At 54.4% G+C, this 17,923-nt stretch carries 17 protein-coding genes; 15 read left to right on the top strand and 2 right to left on the bottom strand.

Annotation, left to right across the window (positions count from 1 at the left end; all coding sequences use genetic code 11):
• Positions 1 to 179 precede the first annotated feature (179 nt).
• Positions 180 to 3,446 (bottom strand): ribonuclease E, encoded by a 3,267-nt coding sequence (gene rne / locus NR302_RS07635; RefSeq protein WP_258144930.1) that lies wholly within the window; start codon positions 3,444 to 3,446, stop codon positions 180 to 182.
• A 572-nt stretch (positions 3,447 to 4,018) separates the two neighbouring features.
• On the opposite strand from rne, the gene rluC reads away from it, so the two are divergent.
• Positions 4,019 to 4,975, top strand: a complete 957-nt coding sequence (gene rluC / locus NR302_RS07640) for a 23S rRNA pseudouridine(955/2504/2580) synthase RluC (protein ID WP_008103072.1) — start codon at positions 4,019 to 4,021, stop codon at positions 4,973 to 4,975.
• A gap of 11 nt (positions 4,976 to 4,986) precedes the next feature.
• Here rluC and NR302_RS07645 read toward each other — a convergent pair whose 3' ends face one another.
• A complete protein-coding gene (locus NR302_RS07645) occupies positions 4,987 to 5,571 on the bottom strand; it encodes a nucleoside triphosphate pyrophosphatase (RefSeq protein ID WP_258144931.1) in 585 nt (194 codons plus the stop codon).
• Between the two features lie 140 nt (positions 5,572 to 5,711).
• Here NR302_RS07645 and yceD point away from each other — a divergent pair, with 140 nt between their 5' ends.
• The 14 genes from yceD (at position 5,712) to ptsG (ending at position 17,897) form a co-directional block, all read left to right on the top strand.
• Positions 5,712 to 6,233: a 23S rRNA accumulation protein YceD gene (yceD, locus tag NR302_RS07650; RefSeq protein ID WP_007885785.1), complete on the top strand. Its 522-nt coding sequence runs from the start codon at positions 5,712 to 5,714 to the stop codon at positions 6,231 to 6,233.
• 14 nt (positions 6,234 to 6,247) lie between these two features.
• Positions 6,248 to 6,418, top strand: coding sequence for a 50S ribosomal protein L32 (rpmF, locus tag NR302_RS07655; protein ID WP_007885783.1), 171 nt, complete (start codon positions 6,248 to 6,250; stop codon positions 6,416 to 6,418).
• A 26-nt stretch (positions 6,419 to 6,444) separates the two neighbouring features.
• On the top strand, positions 6,445 to 7,485 hold the full coding sequence (gene plsX, locus NR302_RS07660; RefSeq protein ID WP_008103068.1) for a phosphate acyltransferase PlsX: 1,041 nt from the start codon (positions 6,445 to 6,447) through the stop codon (positions 7,483 to 7,485).
• Complete coding sequence (locus tag NR302_RS07665; RefSeq protein WP_008103066.1) at positions 7,486 to 8,439, top strand: beta-ketoacyl-ACP synthase III; 954 nt, start codon at positions 7,486 to 7,488, stop codon at positions 8,437 to 8,439.
• A gap of 16 nt (positions 8,440 to 8,455) precedes the next feature.
• Positions 8,456 to 9,388: an ACP S-malonyltransferase gene (gene fabD / locus NR302_RS07670; RefSeq protein WP_258144932.1), complete on the top strand. Its 933-nt coding sequence runs from the start codon at positions 8,456 to 8,458 to the stop codon at positions 9,386 to 9,388.
• Between the two features lie 10 nt (positions 9,389 to 9,398).
• Positions 9,399 to 10,133: a 3-oxoacyl-ACP reductase FabG gene (fabG, locus tag NR302_RS07675; protein ID WP_007885776.1), complete on the top strand. Its 735-nt coding sequence runs from the start codon at positions 9,399 to 9,401 to the stop codon at positions 10,131 to 10,133.
• 153 nt (positions 10,134 to 10,286) lie between these two features.
• Positions 10,287 to 10,526, top strand: coding sequence for an acyl carrier protein (acpP, locus tag NR302_RS07680; RefSeq protein ID WP_008103063.1), 240 nt, complete (start codon positions 10,287 to 10,289; stop codon positions 10,524 to 10,526).
• 86 nt (positions 10,527 to 10,612) lie between these two features.
• Positions 10,613 to 11,854 (top strand): beta-ketoacyl-ACP synthase II, encoded by a 1,242-nt coding sequence (gene fabF / locus NR302_RS07685; RefSeq protein ID WP_258144933.1) that lies wholly within the window; start codon positions 10,613 to 10,615, stop codon positions 11,852 to 11,854.
• Between the two features lie 76 nt (positions 11,855 to 11,930).
• A complete protein-coding gene (gene pabC / locus NR302_RS07690; RefSeq protein ID WP_258144934.1) occupies positions 11,931 to 12,743 on the top strand; it encodes an aminodeoxychorismate lyase in 813 nt (270 codons plus the stop codon).
• On the top strand, positions 12,740 to 13,759 hold the full coding sequence (gene mltG, locus NR302_RS07695) for an endolytic transglycosylase MltG (RefSeq protein ID WP_258144935.1): 1,020 nt from the start codon (positions 12,740 to 12,742) through the stop codon (positions 13,757 to 13,759). The genes pabC and mltG overlap by 4 nt, the downstream gene beginning before the upstream one ends.
• A complete protein-coding gene (gene tmk, locus NR302_RS07700; RefSeq protein ID WP_154152695.1) occupies positions 13,749 to 14,384 on the top strand; it encodes a dTMP kinase in 636 nt (211 codons plus the stop codon). Before mltG ends, tmk begins: the two co-directional genes overlap by 11 nt.
• Positions 14,381 to 15,370: a DNA polymerase III subunit delta' gene (gene holB, locus NR302_RS07705; RefSeq protein ID WP_154152691.1), complete on the top strand. Its 990-nt coding sequence runs from the start codon at positions 14,381 to 14,383 to the stop codon at positions 15,368 to 15,370. The genes tmk and holB overlap by 4 nt, the downstream gene beginning before the upstream one ends.
• 16 nt (positions 15,371 to 15,386) lie before the next feature.
• Positions 15,387 to 16,178: a metal-dependent hydrolase gene (locus tag NR302_RS07710; RefSeq protein WP_258144936.1), complete on the top strand. Its 792-nt coding sequence runs from the start codon at positions 15,387 to 15,389 to the stop codon at positions 16,176 to 16,178.
• A gap of 285 nt (positions 16,179 to 16,463) precedes the next feature.
• Entirely contained in the window at positions 16,464 to 17,897 is a 1,434-nt protein-coding gene (gene ptsG, locus NR302_RS07715) for a PTS glucose transporter subunit IIBC (protein WP_008103049.1), read from the top strand.
• The last annotated feature ends 26 nt before the right edge of the window (positions 17,898 to 17,923 follow it).

Raw genomic sequence — 17,923 nt, forward strand, 5'->3', positions numbered from 1 at the left:
CTCCCACCGCCTTTCGGGGCTGTGGGATTTTTTTTGCCTGTTATTCAGGTCGCCATAAATGGCGACCCTACAGTGGTTTGGTGTAATGCCGCGCATTGTAGGGGCGCCATTTATGGCGACCGCAGGCAATAAAAAACCCCGGACTGGCCGGGGTTTGCTGTTTACTGGCGTGTTTTAGCTTACGCGCTTTCCGGACGTGTTGCCGGGGCGGTGGCCTGATGCGTCGCGCTGTGACCGCCGGCAGAGCCGCGGCCCTCGAAGCCAAAGGCTGGACGGACCCAGTCGCTGTTACGAACCGGTTCAGGTTCCCACGCCGGAGCCGGTGCTTTGGTCATCGGTGCGGTAGCGTGGTGCTTGAAGCGCGTCTCTACCGTGGTAACTGCGGTATCACGAGCCGCAACCGGCGCATGAGGTTCAGTGACCGGCGTGACTTCCGCTTTAGCCGCGACTGGCGCAGCCAGCACTTCTTCAACCTGAGCTTCCACTGCTGGAGAAACATCAGCTGGCGCCTGCTCTACAACCGCAGCGACTTCGCTGACTTCACCTTCAGGCTTCGCTTCTTCAACGACAACAGCCGGTTCCGCTTGAGCCGCAGTTTCCTGTGCAACTTGTTCATCAGCAGCAGAGATCACGGCTGGCTCTTCGTTGACAGGCGCGGCAATCGGCGTGACGTCATCAGTGTTTACCACTGGAACATCGGTATGTGCCTGTGGTTCAGCATGATGCACAGCTTCTTCAGCGGCAACCTGCTCAGCGGCCGGTTCAACTGCAGCGGGTTGAGCCTCGGCATCTGCGGCTTGCTGGTAGCCGTAATCCGACACTTCATGCATCGCATCTTGCGTGCTGTACTCTTCCTGCGCTTGCGCAACCGGGTAAGAAATCCACACTTTGCCTGACGCCATTTCTGGTGAGGCAGCAGCAGATTCCAGCGGCATTGCAGACTGCGTTGGGTAACGCTCGTCACGATAACGGCGACGACGCTGTCCACTCACGCGCAGGTGACGCGGTGAACGACGTGAACGGCGCGGCATATTGGCGCTATCACGGTTATCGCTATCATCTTGCTCGTCATTGCTGGCTTCAGGATGTTCGTGGTACTGAGCGCGCGGCGCAGTTTCAACGGCGGCTTCATGAACCACTGGCGCTTCGGCAGCAATTTCAGTGGTATCGCCCACACGCACGCGCTGTGACAGCTGACGCTGCTTACGACGCGGCATAACCTGAACGCGTTCTTCTTCCTGCTCGACGTTTTCGTCAACAACAGGAGCCTGAACAACCGGCTCAGCGGCTTTCTGATCCTGCTGCTGAGTGCGCTTCTCTTCCTGACGACGACGCTGGCGATCGGCACGCTGTTCGCGGCGCTGTTGTTGCTGCTCATCACGTTGCTCAAGTGCTTCATCGCTCAGGACCGGACGCGCTTCACGCGGCTCGTTCTGACGCTTGTTGCGACGATTGTCCTGATTGTCACGCGGTTCGCGGGCTTCACGTGGCTCACGTGCTTCACGCGGCTCGCGCGGTTCACGACCTTCGCGCACCTGACCATTCTCGCCATTACGCGGAGTACGTTCGCGACGGTTGTTGCGGCGGTTGTTATTGTTGCGACGTTCGCCACGCTGCTGGGTATTTTCAGATTCAGCAGCAACAACGGCTGGGGATTCTTGTTTAGTTTCAGCAGGAGCCGCAGCTGGCGCATCACCGGCAAACAGTTTCTTCAATCCGCTCAGCAGGCGTGCCACGAAGCCGGTGTTAGTCACCGCTGGTGCTGCAACAGCAGGCTTGGTTTTCACTTCTGCTGCAGGCTGAGACTCTTTCACCACTTCAACCGGCGCAGGCGGCGCATCAGGCATCGCGAAGGCGGCCAATGCTGGCTGCTCCGGACGACGACGCTCAGCGTGCTCTTCTTCAGAAGGCAGCGCCATTTCCGCTTCGTGCAGTTTCGGTAAGTGATAGCTCAGCGTTTGCGTCTCTTCGCCGGTGCGAACACGCAGTACCGAGTAGTGTGGCGTTTCCATCTGATCGTTTGGCACGATGATGGCACGCACGCCGCCCTGGCGTTTTTCGATGGCGCTAACGGCATCACGCTTTTCGTTCAGCAGGTAAGAGGCGACCTGAACCGGAACAATGGCATGCACTTCTTTGGTGTTGTCTTTCAGCGCTTCTTCTTCAATCAGACGCAGAATAGACAGCGACAGCGATTCGTTATCACGGATGGTGCCGGTACCGCTGCAGCGAGGGCAGACGTGATGGCTGGATTCACCCAGTGACGGGCTCAGACGCTGACGCGACATCTCCAGCAAACCGAAGCGTGAAATGTGGCTGATCTGAATACGCGCACGATCCTGACGCACCGCTTCACGCAGACGGTTTTCTACCGCGCGCTGATGGCGCACTGGCGTCATGTCGATGAAGTCGATAACAATCAGGCCGCCGAGATCGCGCAGACGCAGCTGGCGAGCGATCTCATCGGCCGCTTCCAGGTTGGTGTTATAGGCGGTTTCTTCGATATCACCGCCGCGAGTTGCACGTGCGGAGTTGATATCAATCGCCGTCAGGGCTTCGGTACTATCGATAACAATCGAGCCGCCTGATGGCAGACGCACTTCACGCTGGAAGGCTGATTCAATCTGCGATTCGATTTGGTAGTGGCTGAACAGCGGGATTTCACCGGTGTACAGTTTGATTTTGCTGCTGAAGTCTGGACGACCCAGTGCAGCAATGTGCTGACGAGCCAGTTCCAGGACTTTTGGATTATCGATAAGGATTTCACCGATATCCTGACGCAGATAGTCGCGGAAGGCGCGCACGATAACGTTGCTTTCCTGATGGATCAGGAAAGGCGCCGGGCGGCTGTCTGCGGCTTTCTTAATGGCTTCCCAGTGCTTCATACGGAAGCTGAGATCCCACTGCAGTGATTCGGCAGATTTGCCTACGCCCGCAGTGCGAACGATTAATCCCATGCCGTCTGGAAGTTCCAGTGCGGAAAGTGCTTCTTTTAATTCGGTACGATCGTCGCCCTCAATGCGGCGTGAAATACCACCGGCACGTGGGTTGTTCGGCATCAATACCAGATAGCTACCGGCCAGAGAAATAAAGGTGGTCAGTGCTGCACCTTTATTACCGCGTTCCTCTTTATCAATTTGAACGATAACTTCCTGACCTTCACGCAGCACATCTTTGATATTCGGACGACCATGTGCGTTGTAATTGGCGGGGAAGTATTCGCGGGAAATTTCTTTCAGAGGGAGGAAACCGTGACGTTCTGCACCGTAATCGACAAATGCAGCTTCAAGGCTGGGTTCAACGCGGGTGATTTTACCTTTGTATATGTTGGCTTTTTTCTGTTCGTGTCCAGGACTTTCAATATCCAGATCGTACAGACGTTGTCCATCAACCAGGGCAACGCGCAACTCCTCCTGCTGAGTTGCGTTAATTAACATTCTTTTCATCGTGACTTACTCGTTATTCTCACATGAGTGATCTAGCTGCGGGCATCGTTACCCTGGACGAGAATCAACCGATGGCCCCGTGTCTTAATGCACTGACGTCAACCTCACGGTTGTCGGCGGCTAAAGGGGCGCAAATCTTGTCGGTGGCCTGTTTTTCATAAGGAAATCCAGCGCCTGAAGGTGGAAATGTTACAGAGTATTCAAAAATCCACACATCCTAGTCTGTCGTCCAGGCCGCAACCCGCAGCCCGCTAAGTGCCTGATTTAACATTACGTCTTACGCCATTGCTGCGTGTCCGTTCAATCCGGCAAAATGACTTATTTCGCTCTTTTTCCTGCCTGAATCTTTCCAGGGCAGAAACACCTGCATTATTCCATTGCTAACCAACATTAAGCAAGGCGACTTTTGCCAAGCTGAGAAGTTTATTCGTCCATAACCTGTTCATTTGCAGGGCTAATCATCGCATCGCTGAAAATGTCGCCATTTTCACCGTTTCATCACGCGACAAAGAGAGAGTTAAGCACAGAAAAAGGGGTGGCGCTATCCAGGGACACTAATTAGAATCGCCGCCATGAAAACAGAGAATCCCGGCGTACAGTATGTCGCCATCACGGCTGAAAATGCCGGACAACGAATTGATAACTTTTTGCGCACCCAGCTCAAGGGCGTGCCGAAAAGCATGATTTATCGCATTTTGCGTAAAGGCGAAGTGCGGGTGAATAAAAAGCGCGTCAAACCTGAGTATAAGCTGGAGGATGGCGACGAGCTGCGTATTCCGCCGGTGCGGGTTGCCGAGCGCGAAGAGAACACGGTTTCACCTAAGCTGGATAAAGTCGCGGCGCTCACCAATGCCATTCTCTATGAAGATGATTACCTGATGGTGCTGAATAAGCCGTCGGGCACGGCGGTGCACGGCGGCAGCGGATTAAGTTTTGGTGTGATTGAAGGGCTGCGTGCGTTGCGTCCGGAAGCGCGTTTCCTTGAGTTAGTCCATCGCCTCGATCGTGATACCTCTGGCATCCTGCTGGTGGCGAAGAAGCGTTCTGCTTTGCGCTCGCTGCATGAGCAGCTGCGCGAGAAGGGCATGCAGAAGGATTACCTTGCTCTGGTGCGCGGTGACTGGCCATCGCATCTGAAAGTGGTGCAGGCTCCGCTGCTGAAGAACATTTTGCAGAGCGGCGAGCGCGTAGTGCGCGTTAGTGCGGAAGGCAAGCCTTCTGAGACGCGTTTTAAAGTCGAAGAGCGCTTTGGTTTCGCGACCTTGGTGAAAGCCAGCCCGGTGACCGGTCGTACCCATCAGATTCGTGTGCATACGCTTCATGGCGGCCACCCGATCGCCTTCGACGATCGTTACGGCGACCGCGAGTTTGATGCACAGCTCAGTTCAACCGGTTTGTCGCGCCTGTTCTTACATGCCGCCGCGTTGACCTTCACCCATCCTAACACCGGAGAAGTGTTACGGATGGAAGCGCCACTGGATGGCGCACTGAAGAATTGCCTCGCCAAACTGCGTCAGAAAAAAGCCTGATTATCCGGGCATTAACACAATGCGTTGATGCCCACCTTTCTTAGCATTTCATCTAGCGCAATCAGCGGTAAACCAATCAAGGTATTGGGATCGCGACCTTCCAGCCTGTCAAATAAACAAATCCCCAATCCTTCACTTTTGAAACTGCCGGCGCACTGCAGCGGCTGCTCCTTTTCGACATAGCCACGAATCTCTTCAGCACTCAACTCGCGGAAATGCACGGTAAAGGGTTCGCAAATGACCGATTGTTTGCCGCTCTGCGGTTGCAGTAGCGCCAGACCGGTATAAAAGGTGATGGCGTTGCCACTGGCCGCCGCAAGTTGCTGGCAGGCTTTCTCCACAGTGTGCGGTTTGCCGGTTATCTCGCCATTCAGCACACAAACCTGATCGGACCCGATTATCCAGCTGTCCGGGTAACGTGCGGCCAGCGCCTGCGCTTTGGCTAATGCCAGACGCTGCACCAGCTCAGGGGCCGATTCATGCGGTAGCGGGGATTCGTCGCAATCTGGGGCGGCGGTAATAAAAGGCAGGCCCAGTTTGCTTAGCAGCGCCTGACGAAAAGGGGAGGTAGAGGCTAAAACCAAAGGTGTCGTCATTTTTTTTCAGAATAGATAGCGTAAAGATGACAGTCATTTTAAACTATGCGCCGCACTGGATGCGACTAACGGGTGAAAGATGCCGTAAACCGGCCTTTTTCTTTGACTCTATGACGTTACAAAGTTAATATGCGCGCCCTATGCAAAAGGTAAAATTACCCCTGACGCTCGATCCGGTCCGCGCCGCGCAAAAACGCCTTGATTATCATGGTGTTTATGCACCTGAATTGGTGGCGCGCTTGGCCGAAACGGTCGTGAGTGTGGACAGTGAAGTTGAATGCGATATGTCGTTTGCGGTTGATAACCAGCGCCTCGCCGTTCTGCAAGGAACAGCCGAAGTGCAGGTGACTCTGTCATGTCAACGCTGCAACCAGTCGTTTCCACGTCATGTTCACGTAAGCTATTGCTTCAGTCCTGTCTCTTCTGATGAGCAGGCCGAGGCACTACCGGAAGCCTACGAGCCAGTTGATGTCAATGATTTTGGTGAGATCGACTTGCTGGCAGTGATCGAAGATGAGCTCATCCTCGCGCTGCCCGTGGTTCCGGTGCATGATTCTGAACACTGTGAAGTGTCCGACGCGGACATGGTGTTTGGTCAACTGCCTCCAGAGGCAGAAAAACCAAATCCCTTTGCCGTATTAGCCAGTTTAAAGCGTAAGTAATAGGAGTAAGGTCCATGGCCGTACAACAGAATAAACCAACCCGTTCTAAGCGTGGTATGCGTCGTTCACACGATGCTCTGACCACTGCTGCTCTGTCAGTAGATAAAGTTTCTGGCGAAACTCATCTGCGTCACCATATCACTGCGGATGGTTACTACCGCGGTCGCAAGGTTATCACCAAGTAATCCTCGCGATTACACAAGGCGATACCTTGACACGTTTGACCCTGGCAGTTGATGCCATGGGCGGGGACTTCGGTCCTTGCGTGACAGTGCCTGCAGCCTTGCAGGCACTGGCCTCTCATTCGGAGCTGGTTCTTCTTCTGGTCGGCGATCCCGACATCATCTCGTCATTTCTTGCCAAAGCAGATTCCTCGTTACAGAGGCGTGTGCAGGTTATTCCTGCCGAATCGGTTATTGCAAGTGATGCCAAACCTTCTCAGGCGATTCGTAATAGCCGCGGCAGTTCCATGCGTGTGGCGTTAGAGTTGGTGAAAGAGGGGAAAGCACAAGCCTGTGTCAGTGCCGGAAATACCGGCGCGCTGATGGGACTGGCGAAAATGTTATTAAAGCCGCTGGATGGCATTGAGCGTCCGGCGTTGATGACGGTGTTGCCGCATCAGCAGCATGGCAAAACGGTGGTGCTTGATCTTGGCGCTAACGTGGAGTCTGACAGCGCCATGCTGGTGCAGTTTGCGATCATGGGCGCTGTAATGGCAGAAGAAGTGCTGGAGATCGCCCAGCCGCGTGTGGCGCTGCTGAATATTGGTCAGGAAGAGACCAAAGGATTAGAAACAATCCGCGCCGCATCTGCGGTGCTGCGAGCGTCACCGCAAATCAACTATATTGGATACCTTGAGGGGAACGATCTCCTCACCGGCAAGACGGATGTGCTGGTTTGTGATGGCTTCGTTGGTAACGTCACGTTGAAGACCATGGAAGGCGTGGTAAGAATGTTCCTCTCTCTGATCAAATCTTCAGAGGAAGGAAAAAAACGGGCCTGGTGGCTAACATTGTTGGGGCGCTGGATTCAAAAGCGTCTGGCAAAGCGTTTCGGCCATCTCAACCCCGACCAGTACAATGGCGCTTGTCTGTTAGGATTGCGCGGGACAGTGATCAAAAGCCACGGTGCGGCGAATCAACGTGCATTTGCCGTGGCGATAGAGCAGGCAGAGCAGACGGTGCGAAAGCAAGTCCCAGAGAGGATTGCTGCGCGCCTTGACACTGTATTAGCCAGGAGTGACAAAGCGTAGATGTTTACCAAAATTATCGGTACGGGCAGCTATTTGCCTGAGCAGATTCGCTCCAATGCGGATCTGGAAAAAATGGTCGAGACGACGGACGAGTGGATTGTCACCCGTACCGGCATCCGTGAGCGCCGTATTGCCGCTCCGGAAGAAACCGTTGCTACTATGGGCTTCACTGCAGCACAGCGCGCGCTGGAAATGGCGGGTGTGAATGCGAGCGACGTTGGCCTGATCATTGTGGCAACCACCTCTTCCAGCCATGCCTTCCCTAGTTCAGCGTGCATGATCCAGCAAATGCTGGAGATCAACGATTGCGCTGCCTTCGATTTGGCCGCTGCCTGTGCGGGCTTCACCTATGCACTGAGCGTTGCCGATCAATACATCAAAAATGGTGTGGTAAAACATGCGCTGGTGATCGGTGCAGACGTGCTGGCACGTACGCTCGATCCTAACGATCGTGGCACTATCATTCTGTTTGGTGATGGCGCGGGCGCGGTGGTACTGAGCCAGAGCGAAGAGCCAGGCATCCTTTCTACCCATCTGCACGCCGACGGTCGTTACAGCAAACTGCTGACGCTGCCGTATCAGGATCGTGCCCATCAGGATGAGCCTGCTTATCTGACGATGGCGGGCAATGAAGTCTTCAAAGTGGCCGTGACTGAACTGGCGCACATTGTTGATGAAACCCTGCAAGCCAACAATCTTGATCGTGAAATGCTCGACTGGCTGGTGCCGCATCAGGCGAACCTGCGCATTATTAGCGCAACCGCCAAAAAGCTCGGCATGGGCATGGATAAAGTTGTCGTTACGCTGGATCGTCACGGTAATACCTCGGCCGCGTCAGTGCCAAGTGCACTGGACGAAGCGGTGCGCGATGGCCGTATCAAACCGGGACAACTGATTCTACTGGAAGCCTTTGGTGGTGGTTTCACCTGGGGTTCTGCGCTGGTTCGCTTTTGATTGACAGGAACGAAAGATGACGCAATTTGCTTATGTTTTCCCAGGACAGGGATCGCAGACCGTCGGCATGTTAGCCGAGCTGGCTGCTGAAAACCCGCAGGTTGAAGCCACTTTCCGTGAAGCTTCTGATGCGCTGGGTTATGACTTATGGCAGCTGGTCCAGCAGGGACCGGCTGAAGAATTGAATAAAACCTGGCAGACGCAACCTGCGCTGCTGGCGGCTTCTGTTGCTATCTATCGCGTATTGCAGAGCAAAAATGCGGTGCAGCCAACCATGATGGCCGGCCACAGCCTCGGTGAGTACTCGGCGCTGGTATGTGCCGGTGTGCTGAATTTCGCAGACGCCATTGAATTGGTTGAGCTGCGCGGCAAACTGATGCAGGAAGCGGTACCGGAAGGTACTGGCGCTATGCAGGCGATTATCGGCCTGGATGACGCATCCATCCGTAAAGCCTGCGAAGAGAGTGCTCAAGGCCAGGTGGTTTCACCGGTTAACTTTAACTCGCCGGGCCAGGTGGTTATCGCTGGCAACAAAGAAGCGGTTGAGCGTGCAGGTGCAGCTTGTAAAGCTGCCGGTGCCAAACGTGCACTGCCGCTGCCAGTCAGCGTGCCATCACACTGTGCGTTGATGAAACCTGCGGCCGATAAATTGGCGGTGGCGCTCGAAGCGATCACCTTCAATGCACCTTCGGTACCAGTGGTAAATAACGTCGACGTGAAGTGTGAAACTGAAGCTGCTGCGATCCGTAGTGCGCTGGTCCGTCAGCTGTATAGCCCGGTGCGCTGGACTGAATCGGTCGAGTTTATTGCTGCGCAGGGCGTTGAGCAATTGCTGGAAGTCGGTCCAGGTAAAGTCCTGACCGGTCTGACCAAACGTATTGTGGATAGCCTGAGTGCTGCTGCGGTGAACGATACTGCTTCACTAAGTGCTGCACTTACACAGGAATAAGAGGAAAAACATGAGCTTTGAAGGTAAAGTAGCGCTGGTTACCGGTGCAAGCCGTGGAATTGGTCGCGCCATTGCGGAAACGCTGGCTGCGCGCGGTGCCAAAGTGGTGGGAACCGCCACCAGTGCAAGCGGTGCGGAAGCAATCAGTGCTTACCTCGGCGACAAGGGCAAAGGCCTGCTGCTGAACGTCACTGATGCCGCCTCAATTGAGAGCGTCCTCGAACAAGTTCGCGCCGAATTTGGCGAAGTGGACATTTTAGTCAATAATGCAGGCATTACGCGTGACAATCTATTGATGCGCATGAAAGACGATGAGTGGGCGGATATCCTTGATACCAACCTGACATCTGTCTTCCGTCTTTCTAAGGCGGTTATGCGTGCCATGATGAAAAAACGCGTGGGCCGTATCATTACCATCGGTTCTGTAGTTGGAACCATGGGTAACGCGGGTCAGGCAAACTATGCGGCAGCAAAAGCAGGTTTGATTGGCTTTAGCAAATCACTGGCGCGAGAAATTGCGTCACGTGGCATTACTGTAAACGTCGTGGCTCCGGGCTTTATTGAGACGGACATGACGCGTGCACTGAACGAAGATCAACGTTCGGGTATTTTGGCAGAAGTTCCAGCAGGTCGTTTAGGTGACCCGCAGGAAATTGCCAATGCTGTTGCATTCTTAGCCTCTGACGAAGCAGCCTACATCACGGGTGAGACGCTTCATGTCAATGGCGGCATGTACATGGTCTGATAATCACGAAAACATTTGCTTTATCTGCGGCAAACACCGCAGAATAACTCAAAATCGTGGTTCGACCAGCCGGGATTTTGTTGCATCTTTTTCAACATTTTATACACTACGAAAACCATCGCGAAAGCGAGTTTTGATAGGAAATTAAATAGTATGAGCGATATCGAACAACGCGTTAAGAAAATCGTAGCTGAGCAGCTGGGTGTTAAAGAAGACGAAGTGATTAACACTGCTTCTTTCGTTGAAGACCTTGGTGCAGATTCTCTTGACACCGTTGAGCTGGTAATGGCTCTGGAAGAAGAGTTTGATACTGAAATTCCAGACGAAGAAGCTGAGAAAATCACTACCGTTCAGGCAGCGATCGATTACATCAATAGTCATAAACACGACTAATGAATATCTTCAGGCGGTCACCTCGACCGCCTGAGTTTTATGTATGCCCCACATAGCGTTATTTTTTCCCTCCCTGGAGGACGTGCGTGTCTAAGCGTCGTGTAGTTGTGACTGGTCTTGGCATGTTGTCTCCTGTCGGCAATACCGTAGAGTCTACCTGGAGTGCTCTCCTTGCCGGTCAGAGCGGCATTAGCCTGATCGACCATTTTGATACTAGTGCCTATGCAACGCGTTTTGCGGGCTTAGTAAGAGATTTTAATTGCGATGATTTCATCTCGCGCAAAGATCAGCGCAAGATGGATGACTTCATCCAATACGGCATCGTTGCAGGCATTCAGGCTATGGCAGACTCCGGTCTGGTCGTAACCGATGAGAATGCTGGTCGCATTGGTGCGGCAATCGGTTCTGGTATTGGCGGACTGGGTTTAATCGAAGATAACCACAGCTCGCTGGTCAACGGTGGACCGCGCAAAATCAGCCCATTCTTCGTGCCTTCTACCATCGTCAACATGGTTGCAGGTCACCTCACCATCATGTACGGCCTGAAAGGTCCAAGCATCTCTATCGCAACTGCCTGTACGTCCGGTGTGCACAACATTGGTCATGCGGCGCGTATCATTGCGTATAACGATGCTGATGTGATGTTGGCCGGTGGTGCGGAGAAAGCCAGTACGCCGTTAGGTGTCGGTGGTTTTGGTGCTGCGCGTGCGCTCTCCACGCATAATGACAATCCTCAGGCGGCAAGCCGTCCGTGGGATAAAGATCGTGACGGTTTCGTGTTGGGTGACGGTGCTGGCATTATCGTACTGGAAGAGTACGAACACGCGAAGAAACGTGGTGCGAAGATTTATGCTGAGATCATTGGTTTCGGCATGAGCAGCGATGCTTACCACATGACGTCACCTCCGGAAGACGGTTCAGGTGCAGCAGCAGCGATGGTTAACGCGCTGCGTGACGCGCAGCTGAACGCTGAGCAGATTGGTTATGTCAACGCGCACGGCACCTCGACGCCAGCCGGTGACAAAGCGGAAGCGCAGGCGGTGAAATCGGTGTTTGGTGCGGCAGCTCACAGTGTGATGGTCAGCTCCACCAAGTCGATGACTGGCCACCTGTTGGGCGCTGCGGGCGCAGTAGAAGCGATTTATTCGATTCTGGCGCTGCGCGACCAGGCGATTCCACCAACCATCAACCTCGACAATCCTGACGAAGGTTGCGATCTGGACTTCGTGCCGCATACGGCGCGCCAGGTCAGCGGACTGGAGTACACCTTGTGTAACTCCTTTGGATTTGGCGGCACTAACGGCTCGCTGATCTTCCGCAAGGTTTAATCGCTCCTCAGCCATACAGAGGCCCGCATTGCGGGCCTTTTTTATATTTTCTACCGGGCTAATCAAGGCGGCCAACATGTGGATAAACGGCATACCGCAAACCGAGCTTTCAGCACGCGATCGCGCAGTGCAATTTGGTGATGGCTGTTTTACCACTGCTGCAGTGATCAACGGCCATATTGTTATGCTGGATGCGCATCTGCAGCGGCTGAAAGAGGGCTGCGCACGGTTATTGATGGATGCACCTGATCTAGTTCAACTCGCCGCAGAAATGCATCACGCCGCTGCGCAACAAACGCAGGCAGTGCTCAAGGTGATTTTGACGGCAGGCGCAGGAGGACGCGGATACAGCCGCGCAGGCTGCCAAACGCCGACGCGCATCCTTTCGCTCTCGCCGTGGCCACAGCATTACGCCACGCTGCAACAGCAGGGCGCTGTGCTCCACACCAGCCCAATACGCCTGGCACGCAATCCATTGCTGGCCGGCGTAAAGCACCTGAATCGCCTTGAACAGGTGCTGATTCGCCAGCATCTTGACCAGACGGGCGGCGACGAGGCGCTGGTGCTTGACACTAACGGGACGGTGGTGGAATGCTGTGCGGCCAATTTATTCTGGCGCAAAGGCAACCACGTCTTTACACCTAAGCTTGGGCAGGCTGGCGTGGATGGTATTATGCGTCGTTATCTGATGGCGCAGATGGCCGCGAATGGCCAGACTTGTCAGCTAATTGATGGCAGCAGGGACGACGTGTTGAACGCCGATGAAGTGGTGATATGCAACGCCCTGATGCCCGTTTTACCCGTGCGACAAATTGACGACGTTTCGTTTACCGCACGCTCGCTGTATCAGCAACTGCGCGCCAGTTGCCCGACGATGGAAGCATCATGACTCGAATGAAAAAAATTCTCGCAGGCGTTGTGGTAGTCGCAGGACTCGCCGCCGCCTTTAGCTATTGGCAGATTGAACGGTTAGCTGATACGCCCCTAACACTGCAGCAGGAAACCATTTACACCTTGCCGGCTGGCAGCGGCCGTGTAGTACTGGAAGCGCAACTCGAAAGTCAGCACATCATTCCGCAAAGCATCTGGTTTGGCCCGTTACTGAAGCTTGAACCGGAACTGGCGCGTTTTAAGGCCGGTACCTATCGTCTGGAAACCGGTATGACGGTGCGTCAGTTGTTGCAATTGCTGGCAAGCGGTAAAGAAGCGCAATTCCCGGTGCGTTTTATTGAAGGTTCTCGTCTTACCGAGTGGTTAGCCGAGTTGCGTAAAGCGCCATACCTGAAACACACGCTGACCGACGATCAATTTGCCAGCGTTGCCGCTGCGCTCAAACTCGACGTGGGCCAACTGGAAGGCAGCTTCTATCCTGATACGTATCTCTACACTGCCAATACCAGCGATGTGGCGCTGCTGGAACGTGCCCACGCGCGCATGAATAAGCTGGTCGATGAGATTTGGCAGGGACGCATGGAGAATCTGCCTTACAAGAAAGATCAGGACATGGTCACCATGGCATCGATCATTGAGAAAGAGACTGGCGTGAGCGAAGAGCGCGCGCGCGTGGCGTCGGTGTTTATTAATCGCCTGCGTACCGGGATGAAACTGCAAACCGATCCCACGGTGATTTACGGTATGGGCGACAGCTACACCGGCACGCTAACCCGTAAAAATCTGGAAACGCCAACCGACTACAACACCTACACCATTAGCGGTTTGCCGCCGGGACCGATCGCGATGCCGGGCCGTGCTTCACTGGAAGCGGCTGCGCATCCGGAAAAAACCAATTACCTCTATTTTGTCGCGGATGGCAAAGGTGGACACACCTTTACCACCAATCTGGCCAGCCACAATAAAGCGGTGCAGGTTTACCGGCTGGCAATGAAGGAAAAAAATGAAAAGTAAGTTTATCGTCATTGAAGGCCTGGAAGGTGCAGGCAAAACCACCGCGCGCGATGCGCTGGTTGCTGTGCTGCATGAGCATGGCATTAATGATGTCGTCTTTACGCGCGAGCCGGGCGGTACGCCGCTGGCAGAGCAATTGCGCGTGTTGGTCAAGCAGGGCATTGATGGCGAGCAGGTGACCGATAAAGCCGAGCTGCTGATGCTGTACGCGGCACGCGTGCAGCTGGTAGAGAACGTGATCAAACCGGCGCTGGCACGCGGTGCCTGGGTGGTCGGCGATCGTCACGATCTCTCCTCACAAGCTTATCAGGGCGGCGGACGAGGTCTGGATGCACAGCTAATGACCACGCTGCGCGATGCGGTGCTGGGCGATTTCCGTCCCGATCTCACACTCTATCTCGACGTAACGCCAGAAATTGGCCTGCAACGCGCCCGCGCTCGCGGTGAGTTAGATCGTATAGAGCAGGAATCATTACGGTTCTTCGAGCGCACGCGTGAACGCTATCTGGCTTTAGCCGCTCAGGATCCCTCAATTCTAACCATTGATGCGACGCAAAATATTGCAGACGTGACATCGTCACTTCAAGGCACCTTGCGTAGCTGGCTGGCAGGCCAATCCGCATGAACTGGTATCCGTGGCTGAATCAGCCTTATCGACAAATTATCGCCCGCCATCAAAGCGGCCAGGCGCATCACGCCTTACTGGTGCAGGCCATTGAAGGCATGGGTGACGATGCGTTGATCTGGGGCGTAAGCCGTTGGTTGATGTGTTTGCAGCCGGAAGGATTGAAGAGCTGTGGCCACTGCCACGGCTGCCAGTTAATGCAGGCGCATACGCATCCCGATTGGTATCGCCTGGAAGCCGAAAAGGGGAAATCCTCGCTTGGTATTGATGCGGTGCGCGACGTCACTGAAAAGCTGTATCACTTCGCCCAGCAGGGCGGCGCAAAGATCGTTTGGTTGCCCGATGCCGCGCAGCTGACAGAAGCCGCCGCCAACGCATTACTGAAAACGCTGGAAGAGCCGCCGGCGAATTGCTGGTTTTTCCTCAGCGTGCGCGAACCTTCGCGCCTGCTGGCGACGCTGCGCAGTCGCTGCATGACGTGGCATCTGTCGCCGCCGGAAGAGGCGCATAGCCTGCAATGGCTGCAGAAACAGCAACCGCAGCCGGAAGAGAAGCTGCGCGCCGCCTTACGTTTGAGTAATGGCGCACCCGCCGCCGCCTTGACGCTGTTGCAGCCCGAGCGCTGGCAGGCGCGTGAAACGCTGTGCGAAACGCTGATCAAAGCGCTTAACGGTGATGTACTGCAGCTATTACCCGCGCTGAACAGCGAAGATGTGGCCGAACGCCTCAGCTGGCTGATTTCGCTGCTGGTGGATGCGATGAAAGTGCAGCAGGGCGCCAGCCAGTGGCTGAGCAACGGCGATCGTCCGGATGTAGTTACGCAGTTGGCGCAAAGAATGAACAGCAGTGCGCTTAACAGCAGCGCACAGCAATGGATGCAGTGCCGCGAACAGCTGTTACATGTCGCCGCACTCAACCGTGAATTAATGTTGACCGATCGTTTACTCGCCTGGGGACGTTTACTGACTCCGGCAACGGTCGGCTAAGCGAAAAGAGAGCTCTATGTTTATTGTCGATTCCCACTGCCATCTCGATGGCCTCGATTATGAAAAACACCATCGCGATCTGGATGATGTCATCGCCAAAGCGGCGGCGCGTGATGTGAAGTTTATGCTGGCAATTGCCACCACCTTGCCGGATTACTACAAAATCAAACAGCTGGTGGGCGATCGTGAAAACGTCGCGCTGGCTTGTGGCGTGCATCCGCTGAACCAGGAAGCGCCGTACGACGTCGAAGAGTTCCGCCGTCTGGCCGCCGAGGATCGCGTGGTCGCGCTGGGTGAAACCGGGCTGGATTACTTCTATCAGCAGGAAACCAAAGCGCAGCAGCAAGTCTCGTTTCGTGAGCACATTCGTACCGGTATCGCACTGAATAAACCGATCATTGTGCACACGCGTGATGCGCGTGAAGACACGCTCGCAATTCTACGCGAAGAGCAGGTGGAGAAATGTGGCGGCGTGCTGCACTGTTTTACCGAAGACAAAGAAACGGCAGCCAAATTGCTGGATCTTGGTTTTTATATCTCCTTCTCTGGCATTCTGACCTTCCGTAACGCCGAACAGATCCGCGATGCGGCGCGCTATGTGCCACTTGATCGCATGCTGGTAGAAACCGATTCGCCGTATCTGGCGCCGGTACCGCACCGTGGTAAAGAGAATCAGCCAGCGTTTACGCGTGATGTGGCAGATTACATGGCGGTATTAAAAGGCGTGGATATCGAAACCCTCGCCGCTGCCACCACTGAAAACTTCTCCCGCCTGTTCCACATCCCGATGAGTCGTCTCGGCGGCTAACCGCTTTATTTCAAAGGCTGTAATTAATCAAAAATAACCCAACTGCACTGCGTCTGACTGGACGCAGGCAGTGATTTATTGCTGTTTATTAGCGCAAATCAGTCAGAAATGACTGAAAGGAAGAGGCCGCTCTTAGCGAAATGTGATGGCCGTCAATTTAACAATTAGCGATTTATTTTACTCTTCGTAATAAATCAAAAGACGCTCAGCGTCACCCCGGCGAAGGATCCTCCCCCTAAGCCATGCGCACTGCGCAAAAAATTGCACTCATACTCAGGAGTTTCTATGTTCAAGAACGCATTTGCGAACCTGCAGAAAGTAGGTAAATCGCTGATGTTGCCGGTATCGGTTCTGCCGATTGCCGGTATTTTGTTAGGTGTTGGTTCAGCAAACTTTAGCTGGCTGCCGGAAGTGGTTTCCCACGTCATGGCCGAAGCGGGTGGTTCGGTGTTTGCCAATATGCCGCTGATCTTTGCGATCGGTGTGGCGCTCGGCTTTACCAATAACGACGGCGTGTCTGCGCTGGCGGCTGTGGTTGCTTACGGCATCATGGTGAAAACCATGGCGGTGGTTGCGCCATTGGTACTGCATATGCCTGCCGGAGAAATCGAGGCCAAGCATCTTGCCGATACCGGTGTGCTCGGTGGGATCATCGCCGGTTCCATCGCGGCGTATATGTTTAACCGCTTCTACCGCATCAAACTGCCTGAGTATCTCGGCTTCTTTGCCGGCAAGCGCTTTGTGCCGATCATCTCCGGTCTGGCCGCGATTTTCACCGGTGTAGTGCTGTCATTCATTTGGCCGCCAATCGGTACCGCGATTCAGGACTTCTCACAGTGGGCTGCGTACCAAAACCCAGTCGTCGCCTTTGGCCTTTACGGTCTGATTGAGCGTTCACTGGTGCCGTTTGGTCTGCACCATATCTGGAACGTACCTTTCCAGATGCAGATTGGTGAGTTCACCAATGCCGCAGGTCAGGTGTTCCACGGTGATATTCCACGTTACATGGCGGGCGACCCAACGGCAGGCAAACTGTCAGGCGGCTTCCTGTTCAAAATGTACGGTCTGCCAGCAGCAGCGATTGCGATTTGGCACACCGCTAAACCAGAAAACCGCGCCAAAGTGGGCGGCATCATGATCTCAGCCGCGCTGACCTCGTTCCTGACCGGAATTACCGAGCCAATCGAGTTCGCTTTCATGTTCGTGGCGCCGATTCTGTATGTGATCCACGCGATTTTGGCGGGCCTGGCCTTCCCAATCTGTATCCTGCTGGGTATGCGTGATGGCACCAGCTTCTCACACGGTCTGATCGACTTTATCGTGCTGAGCGGTAACAGCAGCAAAATCTGGCTGTTCCCGATTGTGGGTATCATCTACGGCCTGATTTACTACACCGTATTCCGTTTCCTGATTGTGAAACTGAATCTGAAAACCCCTGGCCGTGAGGACACCGCGATGGAGCAGAGCAGCGCAACTGGCAGTGAAATGGCTGGCAAACTGGTTACCGCGTTTGGTGGTAAAGAGAACATCACTAACCTTGATGCCTGTATCACGCGTCTGCGTGTGAGCGTGGCAGATGTGGGTAAGGTTGATCAGGCTGAACTGAAAAGCCTTGGCGCACGTGGTGTGGTGGTAGCAGGTTCAGGCGTTCAGGCGATCTTCGGCACTAAGTCCGATAACCTGAAAACTGAAATGGATGACTATATCCGCAGCATGTAACGATAAAGGGCAGGCAGAGCCGGTGC

Origin of the sequence: Pantoea sp. SOD02, from assembly GCF_024707505.1 — a bacterium.
Taxonomy (GTDB): Bacteria; Pseudomonadota; Gammaproteobacteria; order Enterobacterales; family Enterobacteriaceae; genus Pantoea; species Pantoea symbiotica.